Genomic DNA, 13,687 nt, shown 5'->3' on the forward strand with positions numbered 1-13,687 from the left:
GATCGCTACTACTGCGTCCAAGCTGTCGCCTTCTCATCGTCTTCCCGTAGAGGGAAGTCCTATCACCGAGAGCCGGGTGGTTGATCAGGCGGCCAGCGGCCCGGCCTCGCGGGTCGGGAGCACATGGACCACGCGATGGTCTTCGACGCTGGTCAAGACCGTGGAGTAAGTCTGGCCGCGACGGATCGTGAAGTCGTCGACGACCAGCACCCGAAGTGTACTGAACTGCGGATCGGCAATGACATGATCCTGCGTAACAAGGTCATTCTTCCCGCGCCGAAGCCCATCTGGGCAGCCAGCCGGGCGAACGGCTCGGCGAACGTCCGACGCGGGCATTCCGCCGACCCCAGATGAAACGCCGGACCATCAGCCGGATCACAAAGCCCTGTGCAGCGAGCGGAAGGTCCTTCAGCCTGCGCTGGTACCGGTCGTGGACCCGGTCCGAGAAGCAGCCGCAGTCCGGGCATGCAGCCTCGGCCCCGCGGCCTCTCGCCGCTACCTCGACCGTGCCGAACGCGGCCGTAACCGCCTCGGCACCCACATCGTCGATCCCGTCGAACACCAGCGAGTCCCGGAACGGTGCATCGGTGTGCATGGCCAGCACCATCACCGTCCACAGGCGACACCCGCAGAGACAGGCCGATATCTGAGGGAGCGTCATTTCCGGCTGTCGGACGACAAGGCGCACGCCGTCTCACACGAGCCATCTCCTCACCATCGAACATCGAGGTAACGCTCCGCGACGACTCCCCAAGATCTGTGCCAGAACCGACTTTTGATGTCACTAGGTGTGCTGCCGGGCCACTCCGTCCAGTTCCAAGCTTCTCTGACCCAGACCATCGCTCTGGCTCGCAGGAGTCGCCTCGAACCACTGCTTCCCGTTCGGCTCTTGCTGCCGTCAGTGAGGTTGACCCTCACGTGGCGTCAGGCTGCATAGTCGGTGCCGTGGAGGATCACTGGACCGTGGGACACGTGGCCGAGCTGGCCGGCGTGAGCGTTCGCACGCTGCATCACTATGACGAGATCGGGCTCGTTCGGCCGTCGGCGCGGACCGCGGCCGGGTACCGGGCATATTCGGCAGGCGACGTGGAGCGCCTGCGGGAGGTGCTGGCCTATCGGCGGTTGGGATTCGGGCTGCGGGAGGTTTCGGAACTGGTCGGCGACCCGTCCACCGACGCGGTCGCGCACCTGCGCCGACTGCGCGGCCTGCTGCTGGAGCGGCGTGATCGCGCTGACGCCATGGTGGCGGCCATCGACAGGGAACTTGAGGCACGGGCGAAGGGACTGATGGTGACACCGGAGGAGCAACTGGAGATGCTCGGTGCACGGCTGTACGACGCGATCGGCGGCGCTTACACCGCGACACGGCGTACCGAGCCGCGGATCGCCGCGCAGATCTGGGACGCGCTCGGGGACGCGCAGACGGTGCTGAACGTCGGGGCTGGCACCGGCTCCTACGAGCCTGCTGATCGCGACGTGACCGCGGTGGAGCCGTCTGCGGTCATGCGGGGGCAGCGGCCTGCCGGCGCGGCGCCGTGCGTGGCCGCCGCCGCGGAGAGCCTGCCGTTCGAGGACCAGTCCTTCGACGTCGCGATGGCCGTCTCCACCGTTCACCACTGGGGGGATCCGATTGCGGGGCTGCGTGAGATGCGGCGCGTGGCCCGCCGCATGGTGGTGCTCACGTTCGACACGGACGAGCCCGGATGGCAGGACCGGTTCTGGCTTACCCGCGACTACCTGCCCGAGTTCGCCGCCGTCCTCGCAGAGTTTCCCTCGCTTGCCGGGATGGCCGACGCGATCGGCGCCCGCACTGAGCCGGTGCCCATCCCGTGGGACTGCGCTGACGGCCTGTTCGAGGCGTACTGGCGCCGACCGGGGGCGTATCTGGAGGATCACGTGCGTCGTGCGATGTCGGTGTGGACGAGGGTCGGGCCGGAGGCCGAGCAGCGGGCGGTGCGAAGCCTCAGCGACGACCTCGACTCCGGCCGGTGGGCCGAGCGCAACAGCGGCCTCGCCGACCTCGACGCGGCAGATCTCGGCCTCCGCCTGCTCATAGCTTGACCCGCGTCGTAGGTTCAGCGTCATGGCGGCTCCTGGACGGCCCGCTGGTTCGGCTGGTTGTCAGGCGGCCCCCTCCCATGTGGCGCCCGGTCAGCTGGCCTGGGCTTGTTCGACTTGGGCCTTGGTGTGGGCGAGGCGGTGGGACTCGGTGCCGGTCTGGATGATGGCGCCATGGAAGGGCAGCCGGTCGACGATGGCCGCGCAGAGCCGGGGATCGGTGAACGTCTTCGTCCATCGTGCGCCGTGAGGCGCTTCGTTGTATCCCCGACGCAGTCGGGAGGAACTTGGAGGTAGGTTCTTGGGTCGCCGGGCTTTGCGGGGCGGGGAGGTAGTCCTGATCGACGGCACTCTCATCCCCACCCAGCGCCGCACCGGCGCCGCGAGCCGACCGAACTACTCCGGCAAACACCACCGCCACGGCCTGCACGTCCTCGCCCTCACCGACGAGCGGGGCCGGATGCTCTGGATCTCCGCCGCCCGGCCCGGCCGCACCCACGACATCACCGCCGCCCGCCGCGACCACATCCTCGCCCACCTGCGTGAGGCCGGCCTCGGCGCACTGGCCGACCTGGGCTTCATCGGCCTGGACGACGGCGGGGACGACCCCGTGGTCGTCACCGGCTTCAAGGCTACTCGCGCCCGCAAGCTCACCACCGGCCAAAAGGGGGCCAACCAGGTGCTCGCCGCCGCACGCGCCCCGTCGAACACGGCTTCGTCCACCTGAAGCACTGGCGGATCCTCACCAAGCTCCGCACCGATCCCGCCTGCGCCACCCACCTCCTGCGCACCCTGCTCGTTCTGACGAACCTCGAAGTGCGCCGCTGACGGATGATCTACGCGGAGGATCGCCGCCCACGACCAGCACCCCCGCGCAGCGTCACGCCAGGCCCCCTGACCAGACACTTCAAGATGACGCAGGCTCAGTCATCGATCCTTACGGGGGTTATCCCCACTGCCGTTCCGGATGATCACCCCATCGCATCGGCCGGCACCGCTCGGGCATCGTGAACTGACGACGAGAGGGCGGGGTGTCAAGAGCCCTCCGCAGCAGCGATCTTGCTACGACGACGGAGGATGGACACGTGATCAAGCACAAGCGTGCACTGGGTGGGGCACTCACGCTGGCCGTGGCAGTCGGTGTGATGGGAGGCGGCCTGCCGGGTAACGCCGCCACCGCGGCGACCACGGCCAATACCACCACCGAACAGTCCACCCACACTGCCGACGACGCTCAGCTCCGCGTGCTCATGCACCGGTTGACCACCGCAGACGGTGCGCCCGGAGCACTCGTCGCGACGCGGGACAGACGCGGCGGCGCGGTGCTGACCAGCGGCGTCGCGGACGTGGACAGCCAGGCGCCGGTGCGTGGCGACAGCAGGTTCCGGATCGGCAGCATGACCAAGCCCTTCGTGGCCACGGTCGTGCTCCAGCTGGTGGGAGAACACCGCGTCGATCTCGACGCCCCGGTGGAGCGCTACCTGCCCGGCGTCGTCCGCGGCCACGGAAACGACGGCCGGGTGATCACGGTCCGTATGCTCCTCCAGCACACCAGCGGCCTGCCCGACTACCTCGACCACCTCAAACCGCAGGACATCCTCAAGGAACCGCTGGCCCACCACGACACCCGCGACCTGGTGAACCTCGCGCTCGCCCACCCGCCGACCTTTGAGAAGCCCGGTGCGAAGCCCGGCTCCGAGTGGCACTACTCCAACACCAACTACCTGCTGGCGGGCATGCTCATCGAGAAGGTGACCGGACACTCGTACGGCGAGGAGATCGGCCGGCGCATCATCGAGCCGCTCGGCCTGCACCATACGTCCGTGCCGGGCGATGCCACGTCGATCCCCGGACCGCACCCGCGCGGGTACGTACGCCCAGGCGAGGACGCGCCGCTCATGGACATCACCGCATTCAACCCCTCCATCGCGGGCGCGTCCGGCGAGATGATCTCCAGCGGCACCGACCTCAACCGCTTCCTGGACGCCCTCGTTCGCGGCAAGTTGCTGCGCCCGGCCCAGCTCAAGGCGATGATGAAGACACGGTCGACCGGCAGTGACGACGGCCGGAAGTACGGCCTGGGCCTGGAGAGCCGGCCGCTGCCCTGCGGCGGCCTCTACTGGGGCCACGGCGGCGACATCTTCGGCTACCAGACCGCGGGCGGCGCCACCGCCGACGGCAGGCAGGCGACGGTCATGACGAACGTCGACCCGGGTGGAACGGACGCTCAGGACGACGACATGGAAGCCGCCGTCCAGACGGGGCTGTGCGAGGGGCAACCCGCACACTCCCAGTAGCGGTTCGGCGTCGCCTTCGCCGTCCCCATCGTCCTCCTGGCCAGGCACGCGGCGTCGTCCCTGGCATGAAGAGAGCCGGGCTCCTGCGATCGGTGCGGCCCGCCGTGGCGACGGGCGGCCGGTCGTCACCGGGCCCGCGGACTGTCGCACGGCGAGCTCGTCCCGTTCAGCCCGCACCTCGGACAGCTGCTTGGCCAGTTGCTCTTCGCGTCCGTCCAGCTCCGTGCGTCGCGCGGCGATCCGCTCCCGCGCCTCGGGATCCGTCATACGCCGGAGCGTAGGAGCGGCACCGGCGACGACGAACGGGAATCCGCAGAACCACCCTGCCAGACAAGCTACGCGGCAGACTGCCGCCCACGACCAGCACGAGCACCCCGGAACAACATCACGCCAGGCCCCTGACCAGCCACTTCAAGATGGCGCACGCTCAGTGTTCTCGACCCGGCCTGCGGTGCACTGCCGCTGCATGCCCACCGGGACGGCGCCCTTCTTCAGGAAGCCTGTCTCGTCCACGATCAGGACGCGTCGTCGGCACCGAGGTGTTTCGTGGACGTAGGCCCGGATGTCATCGCGGACCGCTTCGGCGTCCCATCGAGTGCTCCGCAGCAGCCGCTGCATCGGCTCGGGCCGGGCGTGACCGGCCTGCTCGGCCGAACGCCGGCATTCTTCCGCTCGACGCGGGACAGCAGGGCGAGCACGAAGGCGCGGGCGGTCGCCCGCGGCTCCATCCGCCTGAACCGGCCCGTGATCCGGGCCATGGCCTCAGCTGAGGGTGGGCGTCTGGGAAAGGCCCTGCTTGATCTGTCGGGTGATGTCGTCGGCGAGGATCTCGGGCAGGCCCGCCTCGATGCCGTCCAGGGTCTGGGCCGCGACATCGGCCGGGTCGGACTTGTCCGCCGTGGGCATGCCGGCGGTCATGTCGGTGTCCATGAGGCCGACGTGCAGTGCGGAGACGGTGATGCCGCGGGGTGCGAGTTCCTCGCGGAGGGCATCGCTCATGGCCCATGCGGCGGCCTTGGACGCGGCGTAGGAGCCGAGCTCGGCCGGGTGCCACCACGAGAGCACGGAGGCGACGTTGAGGACGGCTCCGCCGCCGTTGGCCTCGATGACCGGGGCGAATGCACGGGTGACGGCGAGCGGCCCGTAGAAGTTGGTGTCCATCTCCGCGTGCACCGCCGTCAGGTCGCCGGTGATCAGCCGAGTGCCGAGGGAGATCCCGGCATTGTTGATCAGCAGCGTCGCGTCGGACGCGACGCGGGCGGCCTCCCGGATCGTGGCCTCGTCCGTGACATCGAGACGCAGTGGCGTGACGCCCTCCAGGTCCACGCTCTCGGGCCGCCGGGCCGCGGCGTACACCTTCGCCCCGCGCTGCACGAGCTGCTCGGCCAGGCGGCGCCCCAGCCCGCGGTTGGCGCCGGTCACTACAGCGGTCGCACTCTTGAGTTCCATGATCCACTTTCGGTAGGTATGGGCCGCACGGCCCGCACTAATAGATTACGTATGTAATCTAAAATCGAGCCTACTATAGATGACGAGTGGCATCTAACTGGGAGGTGGGCGATGGGCCGCGTATCGCAGGCGCAAGCGGAAGAGAACCGGCGCCGCGTCGTCGAGACCGCGTCGCGCCTCTTCAAGGAGCAGGGAGCCCAGATCAGCGTTGCCGATCTGATGAAGGCGGCCGGACTGACGCACGGCGGCTTCTACAAGCAGTTCGCCTCCAAGGAAGCGCTCTTCGACGAAGCCACCACCCACGCCTTCACCGCCTCGCACGCAGGCTCCGCGACTACAGATGCCTCTCCCGAAGCCACGATCGACGCCTATCTGTCCACCGAGCACCGCGACGACGTAGCCGACGGCTGCCCGGTGGCAGCCCTCGCAGCCGACATCGCACGGGGCCAGGGGGGCCCCGCGGCACAACGCAGGTACAGCGAGGGCGTCAGCGAGCTGGCGCAGCGCCTGGCCACGGACCCGGACGACGGCCTCAGCCGACTGTGCACCATGGTCGGAGCACTGATCCTCGCGCGGGCGACCAAGGGCGAACCTGTCTCGGAGAAGATCCTCGCCGCCGCCCGTAAAACGCTGGACCAAGGCAACTGACCAGGAAACCAATCGACACCCCAGGCGAGTTGCCGGGCCCATCACTTGAACCGATCCGCTCGGCTGACCAGCTGTGGCACCCCGTACCCTCACAGGCCGGGCAGACCCGACTCGGCAGAGACCCTCATCAGGCGGAAACGCGCCCCACACACCGCGCACATCCCGCCTCTCGGAACGTGGACCGGATGCCACAGAGCGCCCACACGAGATGTGCCGACTGCGCGAAGCTCCGCCAGATCCGGCACCCGTCCGTCCCGCGTCCCGAGGTTCCAAGCCGCGATGCCCCTCGCAACGCCCCACCCCGCAGCTCGTCGTGTGCTGCGCCCGGATCAGAACGCGGCCGTCGACGCGGCGGTCCGGCACCTGAGAAACCCGGGTTCGCGTGGTCACATCGTGTCCGCATGCGGGACCGGGAAGACCCTGATCGCGCTATGTACAGCAGACGCACTCGACGCCCGTCACCTCCTGGTGGCGGTGCCGTCCCTGGGCCCGCTCGGACAGTGGGCGGCCGCGGCCCGCGCCGATGGCCGCCGCGAGCGGCTGATGGCGGTCTCCTCCTTCGACGCCGGCAAGCACCCACTGCTCGCCGGCGCGGGAGCGGTGAGTACGAGGTCGGGGGAGTACCTGGCGTACTGGTTAGCCCAGCGCACCAAGCGGCGTGAGCAAGCGACCGTGTTCGTCACGCTCGAATCCCTGCCCTGCACGACGGCCGGGCCTGCCCGCCCCGGACGGCATGATCAGACGAAGCCGGGCGGCACTACAAAGGCGACCCTGCGGCCGGGCTCTGTGCCGTCGGGCCGGCTGCCGGCGTCGGTCAGGCGGATTCGAGAATCGGGCGGACCTCGACGGTCTCCGGGGCGGGGAGGCTCTTGGCCAGTTCGAGTGCTTCCGTGCGGTCGGCTACCTCGACGATGAACCAGCCGCCGAGGGTCTCATCGCCGGCGTGCGCGGGCCCGTCGGTCACCGTCGACGTCCCGTCTGCCGCAGTGCGCACTGTCGCGGGAGCGGTGTGCTCGGTCTCCAAGGCTTCGCCGCCCACCAGTTTCCCGGCCGCGGCGAGGCTACCGATCCAGCTCTCGTACTCCTTGCGGTACGAGGCCCGGTCGGCCCGGATAGGGCGGGGCGATGCGGGCGAGTGAACCGATCTCCAGCGCGGTCCACAGGGCGCCGTCGGGGCCGACGGTGATGCCGTGCGGTTCGGAGCCGGGGGTGGGCAGGTCGTGGACGGTGACGCAGCCGTCGGGGGTGATCGTGCCGACGCGGTTGCTTCCCTATTCGGTGAACCATGCGGTGCCCTGTCCGTCGACGGTGACGGCGTGTGGTCGGGCGGCGCGGTCGGGCAACGGGAACTCGGTGATCCGCCCGTCGGGAGTGATCCGGCCGATCTGACCGGCGGCGATCTCGACGAACCAGAGGGCTCCGTCGTGGCCTGCGGCGATCCCGACCGGCGCCGCCGCCTTGGTCGGCAGGGGGTGGAGGGTGACCGCACCGTCCATGCCGATCCGCCCGATGGCGTTGGCCTGGTTGAGGGTGAACCACATCCTTCCGTCGCCGCCGGCGGTGATCGCCGAGGGAAACGCGCCGGTGGCGGGCAGCGGAAACTGGGTGAGGTGACCGTCGACGGTGATGCGGCCGATGCGGTCGGCGGCGGTCTCGGTGAACCACAGCGCGCCGTCGGGCCCCGCCGCGATGCCGAACGGTCCGCAGCCGGAGCCGGGCACGCCGAACCCGTCGATCACGCCGTCGGTGGTGATTCGCCCGATCCGGTCCGCTCGGTACTCGGTGAACCACAGCGCGCCGTCCGGGCCGGGGGTGATGATCGTGGGCCCGCTGTCGGGGTCGAGCCGGTGGCTGGTCGGCTCCTCTCCGGGGACGAGACGGCCGATCCGGCCGCTGTGGACGAGGGTGAACCACAGGGCGCCGTCCGGTCCCGTGGTAAGGGCGTAGGGTCCGGCCGCGTGGTCGGCCACTGTGTGCTCTTCGATGGATACCTGGGGCACGTGGTTCAAAGGGACTTCCCCCGTCCGTGCTCGGTGGCGATGCGCGCGATGTCGGCCGGGGTTCCGGCCATGATGGTACGGGCGTGTTCGGTGACCAGGTCGGCGGGCCAGTCCCACCAGGCTGCGCGCCGCAGCCGCTCGACGTCGACGTCGTCGAAGCGCTGCCGGATCGGTTTGGCCGGGTTGCCGCCGACGATCGTGTAGGGCGGGACGTCGGCGGTGACTACGGCGCCGGCCGCGATGATGGCGCCGTCGCCGATCCGTACGCCGGGCATGACGGTCGCCCGGTACCCGAACCAGACGTCGTTGCCGACGACTGTGTCGCCGCGGCTGGGCATGGCGGTGACGATGTCCAGCGTCTGCTCGGCCCACCGGCCGCCGAACATGGTGAACGGGTACGTCGAGACGCCCATCGTCGGGTGCTCGGCGCCGGCCATCAGGAAGGTGGTTCCGGTGGCGATCGCGCAGTACTTGCCGATGGTGAGGCGCTCCGGCCCGTAGGCGTAGAGGACGTTGCGGTGCTCGAAGTCCGTGGCGCCATCCGGGTCGTCGTAGTAGGTGTACTCGCCCACGGTGATGTTCGGTGAGGTGACCAGCGGGTTGAGGAACACCACGCGGTCGTGAGCGGGCAGCGGGTGCACGGTGGTCGGGTCAGGGGACAAGGTCGGGGTCCTTTGCGTGGTTGCGGGATGTCGCACACGGTCCTGGCGGGGCGTCGCCGGCCCAGGGTCGGATCGCCCTGGCCCGGTGGGGCTTCAGGTGTTCGGGGCTGGGCGGGGTGACCCACTCGATGACCTGGACGATCACGCCGCTGGGGTCGGTGACCTGGAAGTAGCGTTCGCCCAGGGGGCCTCGGCAGCGGCATGGTGATGTCGACGCCCTCGGCGCGCAGCCGCTTCTCCCGGCCAAGGCGGTTGTTGTTGTCAACGGCTGTTCACGGATGCCTCGTTCGAGGTGGTGACCGCATCTGGATGGGTGGAACGATGCGGCGCCGCGGAGCCTTCCGTGGGCTTGGACCTCGCCAGCCACAGGCCGGTGAACACGGCGGTGGCCAAAGTGACGGCGCCGGCAGCGAGGAAGGCGCTGTCGAGGCCGGTCTCGAAGGAGGCGCCGCCGGATTGCCGGGTGCGGACGATGGCTCCGAGTACCGCCACGCCGAGCACCGCGCCGATCTGCCGGGTGGTGCTGCTGATGCCTGAGGCGAGGCCGCCTTCCTGCGGGCTGACTGCTTGGATGGCGGCGCCTGTCAGTGGGGACATGGCCAGTGCGAAGCCGGTGCCGGCGAGTCCCAGCCGCCACCACACGTTCCCGTAGCCGGTGTCGGCGTGCACCATGCCGAGCGCCAGCAGCCCCAGGCCGGCCAGGGCCAGGCCGGTGGTGACCACGATGCGGAAGCCGTACCGGGCGGCGAGCCGGCCCGCGTACGGGCTGACGATCACCATGGCGAGGGATACCGGCAGGGTCTGCAGGCCGGCGCGCAGGATCGAGCTGCCCTGGACGTACACGAAGAACTGGGAGAAGAAGAACGACGAGCCCATGAGCGCGAACCCCACCACGACCATGGCGGTGTTGGACACGGTGAACAGGCGCTGCCTAAACAGCCACAGCGGCAGCATCGGAGCGGAACGACGCGCTTCGACGGCGACGAAGGCGGCGAGGAGGATCACCGAGGCGGTGAAGCTGCCCAGGATGACCGGTGAGGTCCAGCCGCGGGCACCCCCCTCGATCAGCCCGTAGGTCAGTGCCCCCACCGCCAGAACGGACAGCACCGTGCCCGGGATGTCGATCGCGGGGGCGCTCGGGTTGCGGGACTCGCCGAGGTGGCGCAGGCCGACCAGCAGCAGGACCACGCCGATGGGCAGATTGACCAGGAAGATGGCGGGCCAGCCGAAGATTTGTGCCAGCACGCCGCCGGCCACGGGGCCCGCGGCCAGACCGATTCCGCTGAGTCCGGCCCACAGCCCGATCGCCTTGATTCGTTCTTGCGGCACGGGATGGGCGGCGGCGAGCAGGGCGAGCGAGGCTGGGCTCAGCGCCGCGGCCCCGATGCCCTGCAGCACCCGGCCGGCGACCAGCCAGCCGAGCGAGGGCGCGAGGCTGCACAGCAGCGACGCGGCGGTGAAGACCGCCACGCCGGTCAGGTACACCCGCTTGCGGCCGAACCGGTCGGCGAAGACACCGCCGGACAGCAGGAGCATGGCGACCAGCAGTACGTACGCGTCGACGATCCATTGCAGTCCGGTCAGCTGAGCATGCAGCCGGTGCTGCATATCGGGCAGTGCCGCTCCGACGATCGTGTTGTCGAGCAGGACCATGAATTGGCCCAGGCAGGTCACCGTGAGCAGCACGGTCCGGTTTGATCGACTGCCTGCGGTCGCATGCGATGCAGCCACGGGATCCCCCTCAATCGTTGGTTGCGCCCGGTTTGCGGTCGATGCGGGTGGCGATACACCTGAGCGCTCTAAAGCAGTCAGCGACTGCGTTAGGTGACTATAGGGAGGATCGCCTCGCAAACGCAAGCCGCCACTGCGTTAAGGTGAGGTCATGAACGAGCGACAGCGAGCCCGGCGGCCCGGCGGGCGCAGCGCCCGCGTCGGCGCGCAGGTGCACCAGGCCGTCACCGACCTGATCAGTGAGCGCGGCTACGGCAACTTCACCGTCGGCGAGGTCGCAGCCCGCGCAGGCGTAGCCGACAGCAGCATCTACCGCCGGTGGGGCAGCCTGGAAGCCCTGCTCACCGACGTGGCGCTCACCCGCCTCAATGCGCAGTCGCCGATGCCCGACACCGGGAGCCTCGCCGGCGACCTGCGCACTTACGCGGCCCAAGTGGCCCGCGAGATCACCGGACCCGACGGTCCGGCGGTGCTGCACCTGGCCGTCGCCCTGTCGAGCAGCGGTCAGCAGGGCCTGCAGGCTGGTGCCGACCTCCGCGCCGAACGCACCCGGCAACTGCAGTCCATGCTCGATCGCGCCCGCGACCGTGGCGAGCACGCACCCGACGCGTTCGACGTGCTGGACCACATCCTGGCCCCGATGTATATACGCGTCTTGTTCGGCATGGTCCCGCTCACCCCGGACTACATCGACGGGCTGGTCGACCGATTGCTGTGACCTCAACCCGGTTCCCGGGATCAGCCCTCGGACGCGGTGCCAGGGCTCCGCGAGGTGCTCGCCGACACGCGCCCGGCCGGCTCAGGGATCCGGCCCTCGGCTGGCTCACGCGGCCCGGCTGAATCCGTCGGGCGGCGGGCCGTCGCCTTGGCCGGGACCGCCCCGGCCCAGCTGGCCGCTGCGAGCATGGACGAGCCGCCGCTCCACTTCACCCTCGAGCAGGCCCCGGCTGCGGCGCAGCGGCAGAGCCCCGAACCCAGGGCCGCCGCCGGTCAGAAGAAGCCGGTGACGATCACGGGGTCGCAAACGTCGTTGGCCAGGCCACGGAAGCCGAGGTCCGCGAGGGCGCCGAGGCCAGCGGCGCGCAGGTGGCAGGAAGAGAGGGGTGACAGCAGCTGCACTCCCGCCTCCCGGGGCAGGAGACACCCCCTCGGCCAGTGGATCTGCTCACCGGCGACCGTGATCTCCACTTCCTCCGTCCGGGCACCGGTGGAGCACGATTTCGCCACGTCAAGAACCGGGGAGTCCTCGGCACGTTCCGCACCGACCAGACGTGGGCGACCACCCTGGTGCGGGCCTTGCTGGTCCTGACGAATCGCGAAGTCGCCCGGTGACCGACGATCTACGCCGAAGTCGTCCGCCCGCAACCAGCACGAGCACAGTGCCTACCGGCGCATCTGTTCACATGATTGGGGCCCTGCGGGGAACTGGCGAGCCGGCGGGCTTCACCGCGACGCTGTCACATGAGGAGAGGCCCACCAGGTCGAGGGCGTCGCGGCGGTGTAACCCAGCGACTCGTACAGCGGCCTGCCCAGCTTCGACGCGGTAAGTGTGACCGGCAGATCCGCCAGGTGGGCGAGGGAGCCGAGCATGACGGCCCGACCCACGCCACGCGACCGGAATGCGGGCGAAGTACCGACCCAGTAATGGCTGCCGACGCCGTCGTCCACGACCCTGACGCAGGCTCCCGCGGCCACGCCGTCGTGCGAGGCGACGAACACGTCCACGCCCGGCTGCTCGATCAGCGCCCTCGGGAACAGCTCGCCGGGGCGGTAGGGCTCGAATCCGGCCAGCTCGAAGCCCTCGATCACGATCCGCTCGGCTGCCTGGAGGTCCTCGGACCGCCGTACCCGGATCACGTCCAGCACCGGTTCGCCGACGGGCCCGGGCGGGCGCAGCATGATCGGCATCTGCCAGCTGCGCATGCCCAGGTGGCTCAGGTCGGTCGAGCTGAACGGATCCTCGGCGTTCACCGGGCCCCTGCCCTGGCGGGCCAGCTCGCTCAACTCGCCCAGTTCGCCCGGGTCGAGATGGGGCTCCTGGATCAGGATCCGCAGGCCTGCACGCTCGTCACCGTCGACCGCGACGAATCCGCGGCGCCGGATCACCTCATGCCCCCGGCCTCGCCCGGTCGCGATCCAAAAGGCGGCGGAGTTGCGGGCCTGACGCATCGGCGCCTCGGCCAAGGACGTGGGCTGGTCGGTCGAAGTGGATCCCGTTGTCATTGCACCCACGGTAGTGAGGAATTGACCCATCACACGGGCCAATTCCATGCGAGCCGACCGGGCCACCTTCGGGCCGGGCCACCCGGGCGAGCACGAGCAGAACATCGAAGCCAGCGAACAGGCGGCGCTGGCCGAGACGTTGAGCCGTTGCCCCGACAGCCCCATCACCGTGACCCTGGTGTGCGCATGCTGGGCAGACGCTGGCGCGGTCTGTGAGGGAGAACGCTTCACCGGTGCGGCCAGCGCTGTCTTTGAGCGTGCCCTCGGTCTTGTCACCCCACCTCGTAGGAGGCATCCAGGAGCCAGTGCATCGGGGCACAGCCGAGTCCTGGCAAGACGAGCATGAGTGCAAAGTGGCTTCTAACAAGGGTGCAGTATCGGGAGCGGCCCGTACGATGATCGGCGTGACCGTCCGCCGCACTCTTGGCAGCGGCCCCGAGGCTTCCGCGCATAGCATCCGCGCCGCCCAGGCCGACCTTCTCGACGCGCTGCCTGCCGTCCAGCTGCCCGACCTTGACGAACTGCGAGCCCGTGGAGTGCTCGGAGCCCAGCCTGCATCATCCCGGGGCCCGCGGCGCACCCTCGGAGCCGGCAGCCGCGCGGACGACAGCCCGACTGA

General features: G+C 69.7%; 16 protein-coding genes and 2 pseudogenes. 7 read left to right on the top strand and 11 right to left on the bottom strand.

Features of this window, described 5'->3' with window-relative positions; genetic code table 11:
* Positions 1–84 precede the first annotated feature (84 nt).
* Together ABZ865_RS39265 and ABZ865_RS39270 are read right to left on the bottom strand one after the other, a co-directional pair.
* Positions 85–210, bottom strand: coding sequence for a hypothetical protein (locus ABZ865_RS39265; protein WP_361241401.1), 126 nt, complete (start codon positions 208–210; stop codon positions 85–87).
* A 52-nt stretch (positions 211–262) separates the two neighbouring features.
* Entirely contained in the window at positions 263–595 is a 333-nt protein-coding gene (locus ABZ865_RS39270) for a transposase family protein (RefSeq protein WP_361241404.1), read from the bottom strand.
* Positions 596–963: 368 nt separating this feature from the next.
* Here ABZ865_RS39270 and ABZ865_RS39275 point away from each other — a divergent pair, with 368 nt between their 5' ends.
* Entirely contained in the window at positions 964–2,061 is a 1,098-nt protein-coding gene (locus ABZ865_RS39275) for a MerR family transcriptional regulator (RefSeq protein ID WP_361241635.1), read from the top strand.
* A gap of 90 nt (positions 2,062–2,151) precedes the next feature.
* Here the strand turns inward: ABZ865_RS39275 and ABZ865_RS39280 are convergent.
* Positions 2,152–2,319 (bottom strand): annotated as a pseudogene (locus ABZ865_RS39280) (ATP-binding protein); the annotation flags it as partial.
* 40 nt (positions 2,320–2,359) lie between these two features.
* On the opposite strand from ABZ865_RS39280, the gene ABZ865_RS39285 reads away from it, so the two are divergent.
* Together ABZ865_RS39285 and ABZ865_RS39290 are read left to right on the top strand one after the other, a co-directional pair.
* Positions 2,360–2,785, top strand: a complete 426-nt coding sequence (locus ABZ865_RS39285; RefSeq protein ID WP_361241406.1) for a transposase family protein — start codon at positions 2,360–2,362, stop codon at positions 2,783–2,785.
* A gap of 358 nt (positions 2,786–3,143) precedes the next feature.
* A complete protein-coding gene (locus tag ABZ865_RS39290) occupies positions 3,144–4,355 on the top strand; it encodes a serine hydrolase domain-containing protein (RefSeq protein WP_361241409.1) in 1,212 nt (403 codons plus the stop codon).
* 411 nt (positions 4,356–4,766) lie between these two features.
* Here ABZ865_RS39290 and ABZ865_RS39295 read toward each other — a convergent pair whose 3' ends face one another.
* A complete protein-coding gene (locus ABZ865_RS39295) occupies positions 4,767–4,973 on the bottom strand; it encodes a transposase (RefSeq protein ID WP_361241411.1) in 207 nt (68 codons plus the stop codon).
* A gap of 144 nt (positions 4,974–5,117) precedes the next feature.
* Entirely contained in the window at positions 5,118–5,804 is a 687-nt protein-coding gene (locus ABZ865_RS39300; protein WP_361241414.1) for an SDR family oxidoreductase, read from the bottom strand.
* Positions 5,805–5,915: 111 nt separating this feature from the next.
* Here ABZ865_RS39300 and ABZ865_RS39305 point away from each other — a divergent pair, with 111 nt between their 5' ends.
* Complete coding sequence (locus ABZ865_RS39305) at positions 5,916–6,452, top strand: TetR family transcriptional regulator (protein WP_361241417.1); 537 nt, start codon at positions 5,916–5,918, stop codon at positions 6,450–6,452.
* Between the two features lie 279 nt (positions 6,453–6,731).
* Positions 6,732–7,367 carry a DEAD/DEAH box helicase family protein gene (locus tag ABZ865_RS39310; RefSeq protein WP_361241419.1) on the top strand — a complete coding sequence of 212 codons (636 nt, stop codon included), beginning with the start codon at positions 6,732–6,734 and terminating at the stop codon, positions 7,365–7,367.
* Here the strand turns inward: ABZ865_RS39310 and ABZ865_RS39315 are convergent.
* The 4 genes and pseudogenes from ABZ865_RS39315 to ABZ865_RS39330 all read right to left on the bottom strand — a co-directional run bounded on the left by ABZ865_RS39315 (position 7,267) and on the right by ABZ865_RS39330 (position 10,845).
* Positions 7,267–7,566 (bottom strand): YciI family protein, encoded by a 300-nt coding sequence (locus ABZ865_RS39315; RefSeq protein ID WP_361241638.1) that lies wholly within the window; start codon positions 7,564–7,566, stop codon positions 7,267–7,269. The two genes, ABZ865_RS39310 and ABZ865_RS39315, sit on opposite strands and share 101 nt — an antisense overlap.
* A pseudogene (locus ABZ865_RS39320) lies at positions 7,514–8,452 on the bottom strand (virginiamycin B lyase). Before ABZ865_RS39320 ends, ABZ865_RS39315 begins: the two are co-directional and overlap by 53 nt.
* A 5-nt stretch (positions 8,453–8,457) precedes the next feature.
* A complete protein-coding gene (locus ABZ865_RS39325; RefSeq protein WP_361241422.1) occupies positions 8,458–9,114 on the bottom strand; it encodes a CatB-related O-acetyltransferase in 657 nt (218 codons plus the stop codon).
* Positions 9,115–9,375: 261 nt separating this feature from the next.
* On the bottom strand, positions 9,376–10,845 hold the full coding sequence (locus ABZ865_RS39330; protein WP_361241425.1) for an MFS transporter: 1,470 nt from the start codon (positions 10,843–10,845) through the stop codon (positions 9,376–9,378).
* A 151-nt stretch (positions 10,846–10,996) separates the two neighbouring features.
* Between ABZ865_RS39330 and ABZ865_RS39335 the strand changes: the two genes are divergently transcribed.
* Positions 10,997–11,563 carry a TetR/AcrR family transcriptional regulator gene (locus ABZ865_RS39335; protein ID WP_361241428.1) on the top strand — a complete coding sequence of 189 codons (567 nt, stop codon included), beginning with the start codon at positions 10,997–10,999 and terminating at the stop codon, positions 11,561–11,563.
* A 272-nt stretch (positions 11,564–11,835) separates the two neighbouring features.
* On the opposite strand, the gene ABZ865_RS39340 is transcribed toward ABZ865_RS39335, so the two are convergent.
* Positions 11,836–11,964, bottom strand: a complete 129-nt coding sequence (locus ABZ865_RS39340; protein WP_361241431.1) for a hypothetical protein — start codon at positions 11,962–11,964, stop codon at positions 11,836–11,838.
* A gap of 36 nt (positions 11,965–12,000) precedes the next feature.
* On the opposite strand from ABZ865_RS39340, the gene ABZ865_RS39345 reads away from it, so the two are divergent.
* On the top strand, positions 12,001–12,177 hold the full coding sequence (locus ABZ865_RS39345; protein ID WP_361241433.1) for a hypothetical protein: 177 nt from the start codon (positions 12,001–12,003) through the stop codon (positions 12,175–12,177).
* A gap of 111 nt (positions 12,178–12,288) precedes the next feature.
* Here ABZ865_RS39345 and ABZ865_RS39350 read toward each other — a convergent pair whose 3' ends face one another.
* Positions 12,289–13,068: a GNAT family N-acetyltransferase gene (locus ABZ865_RS39350; protein WP_361241436.1), complete on the bottom strand. Its 780-nt coding sequence runs from the start codon at positions 13,066–13,068 to the stop codon at positions 12,289–12,291.
* Between the last annotated feature and the right edge of the window lie 619 nt (positions 13,069–13,687).

The organism is Streptomyces sp. NPDC047085 (assembly GCF_040643735.1).
Taxonomy (GTDB): domain Bacteria; phylum Actinomycetota; class Actinomycetes; order Streptomycetales; family Streptomycetaceae; genus Streptomyces.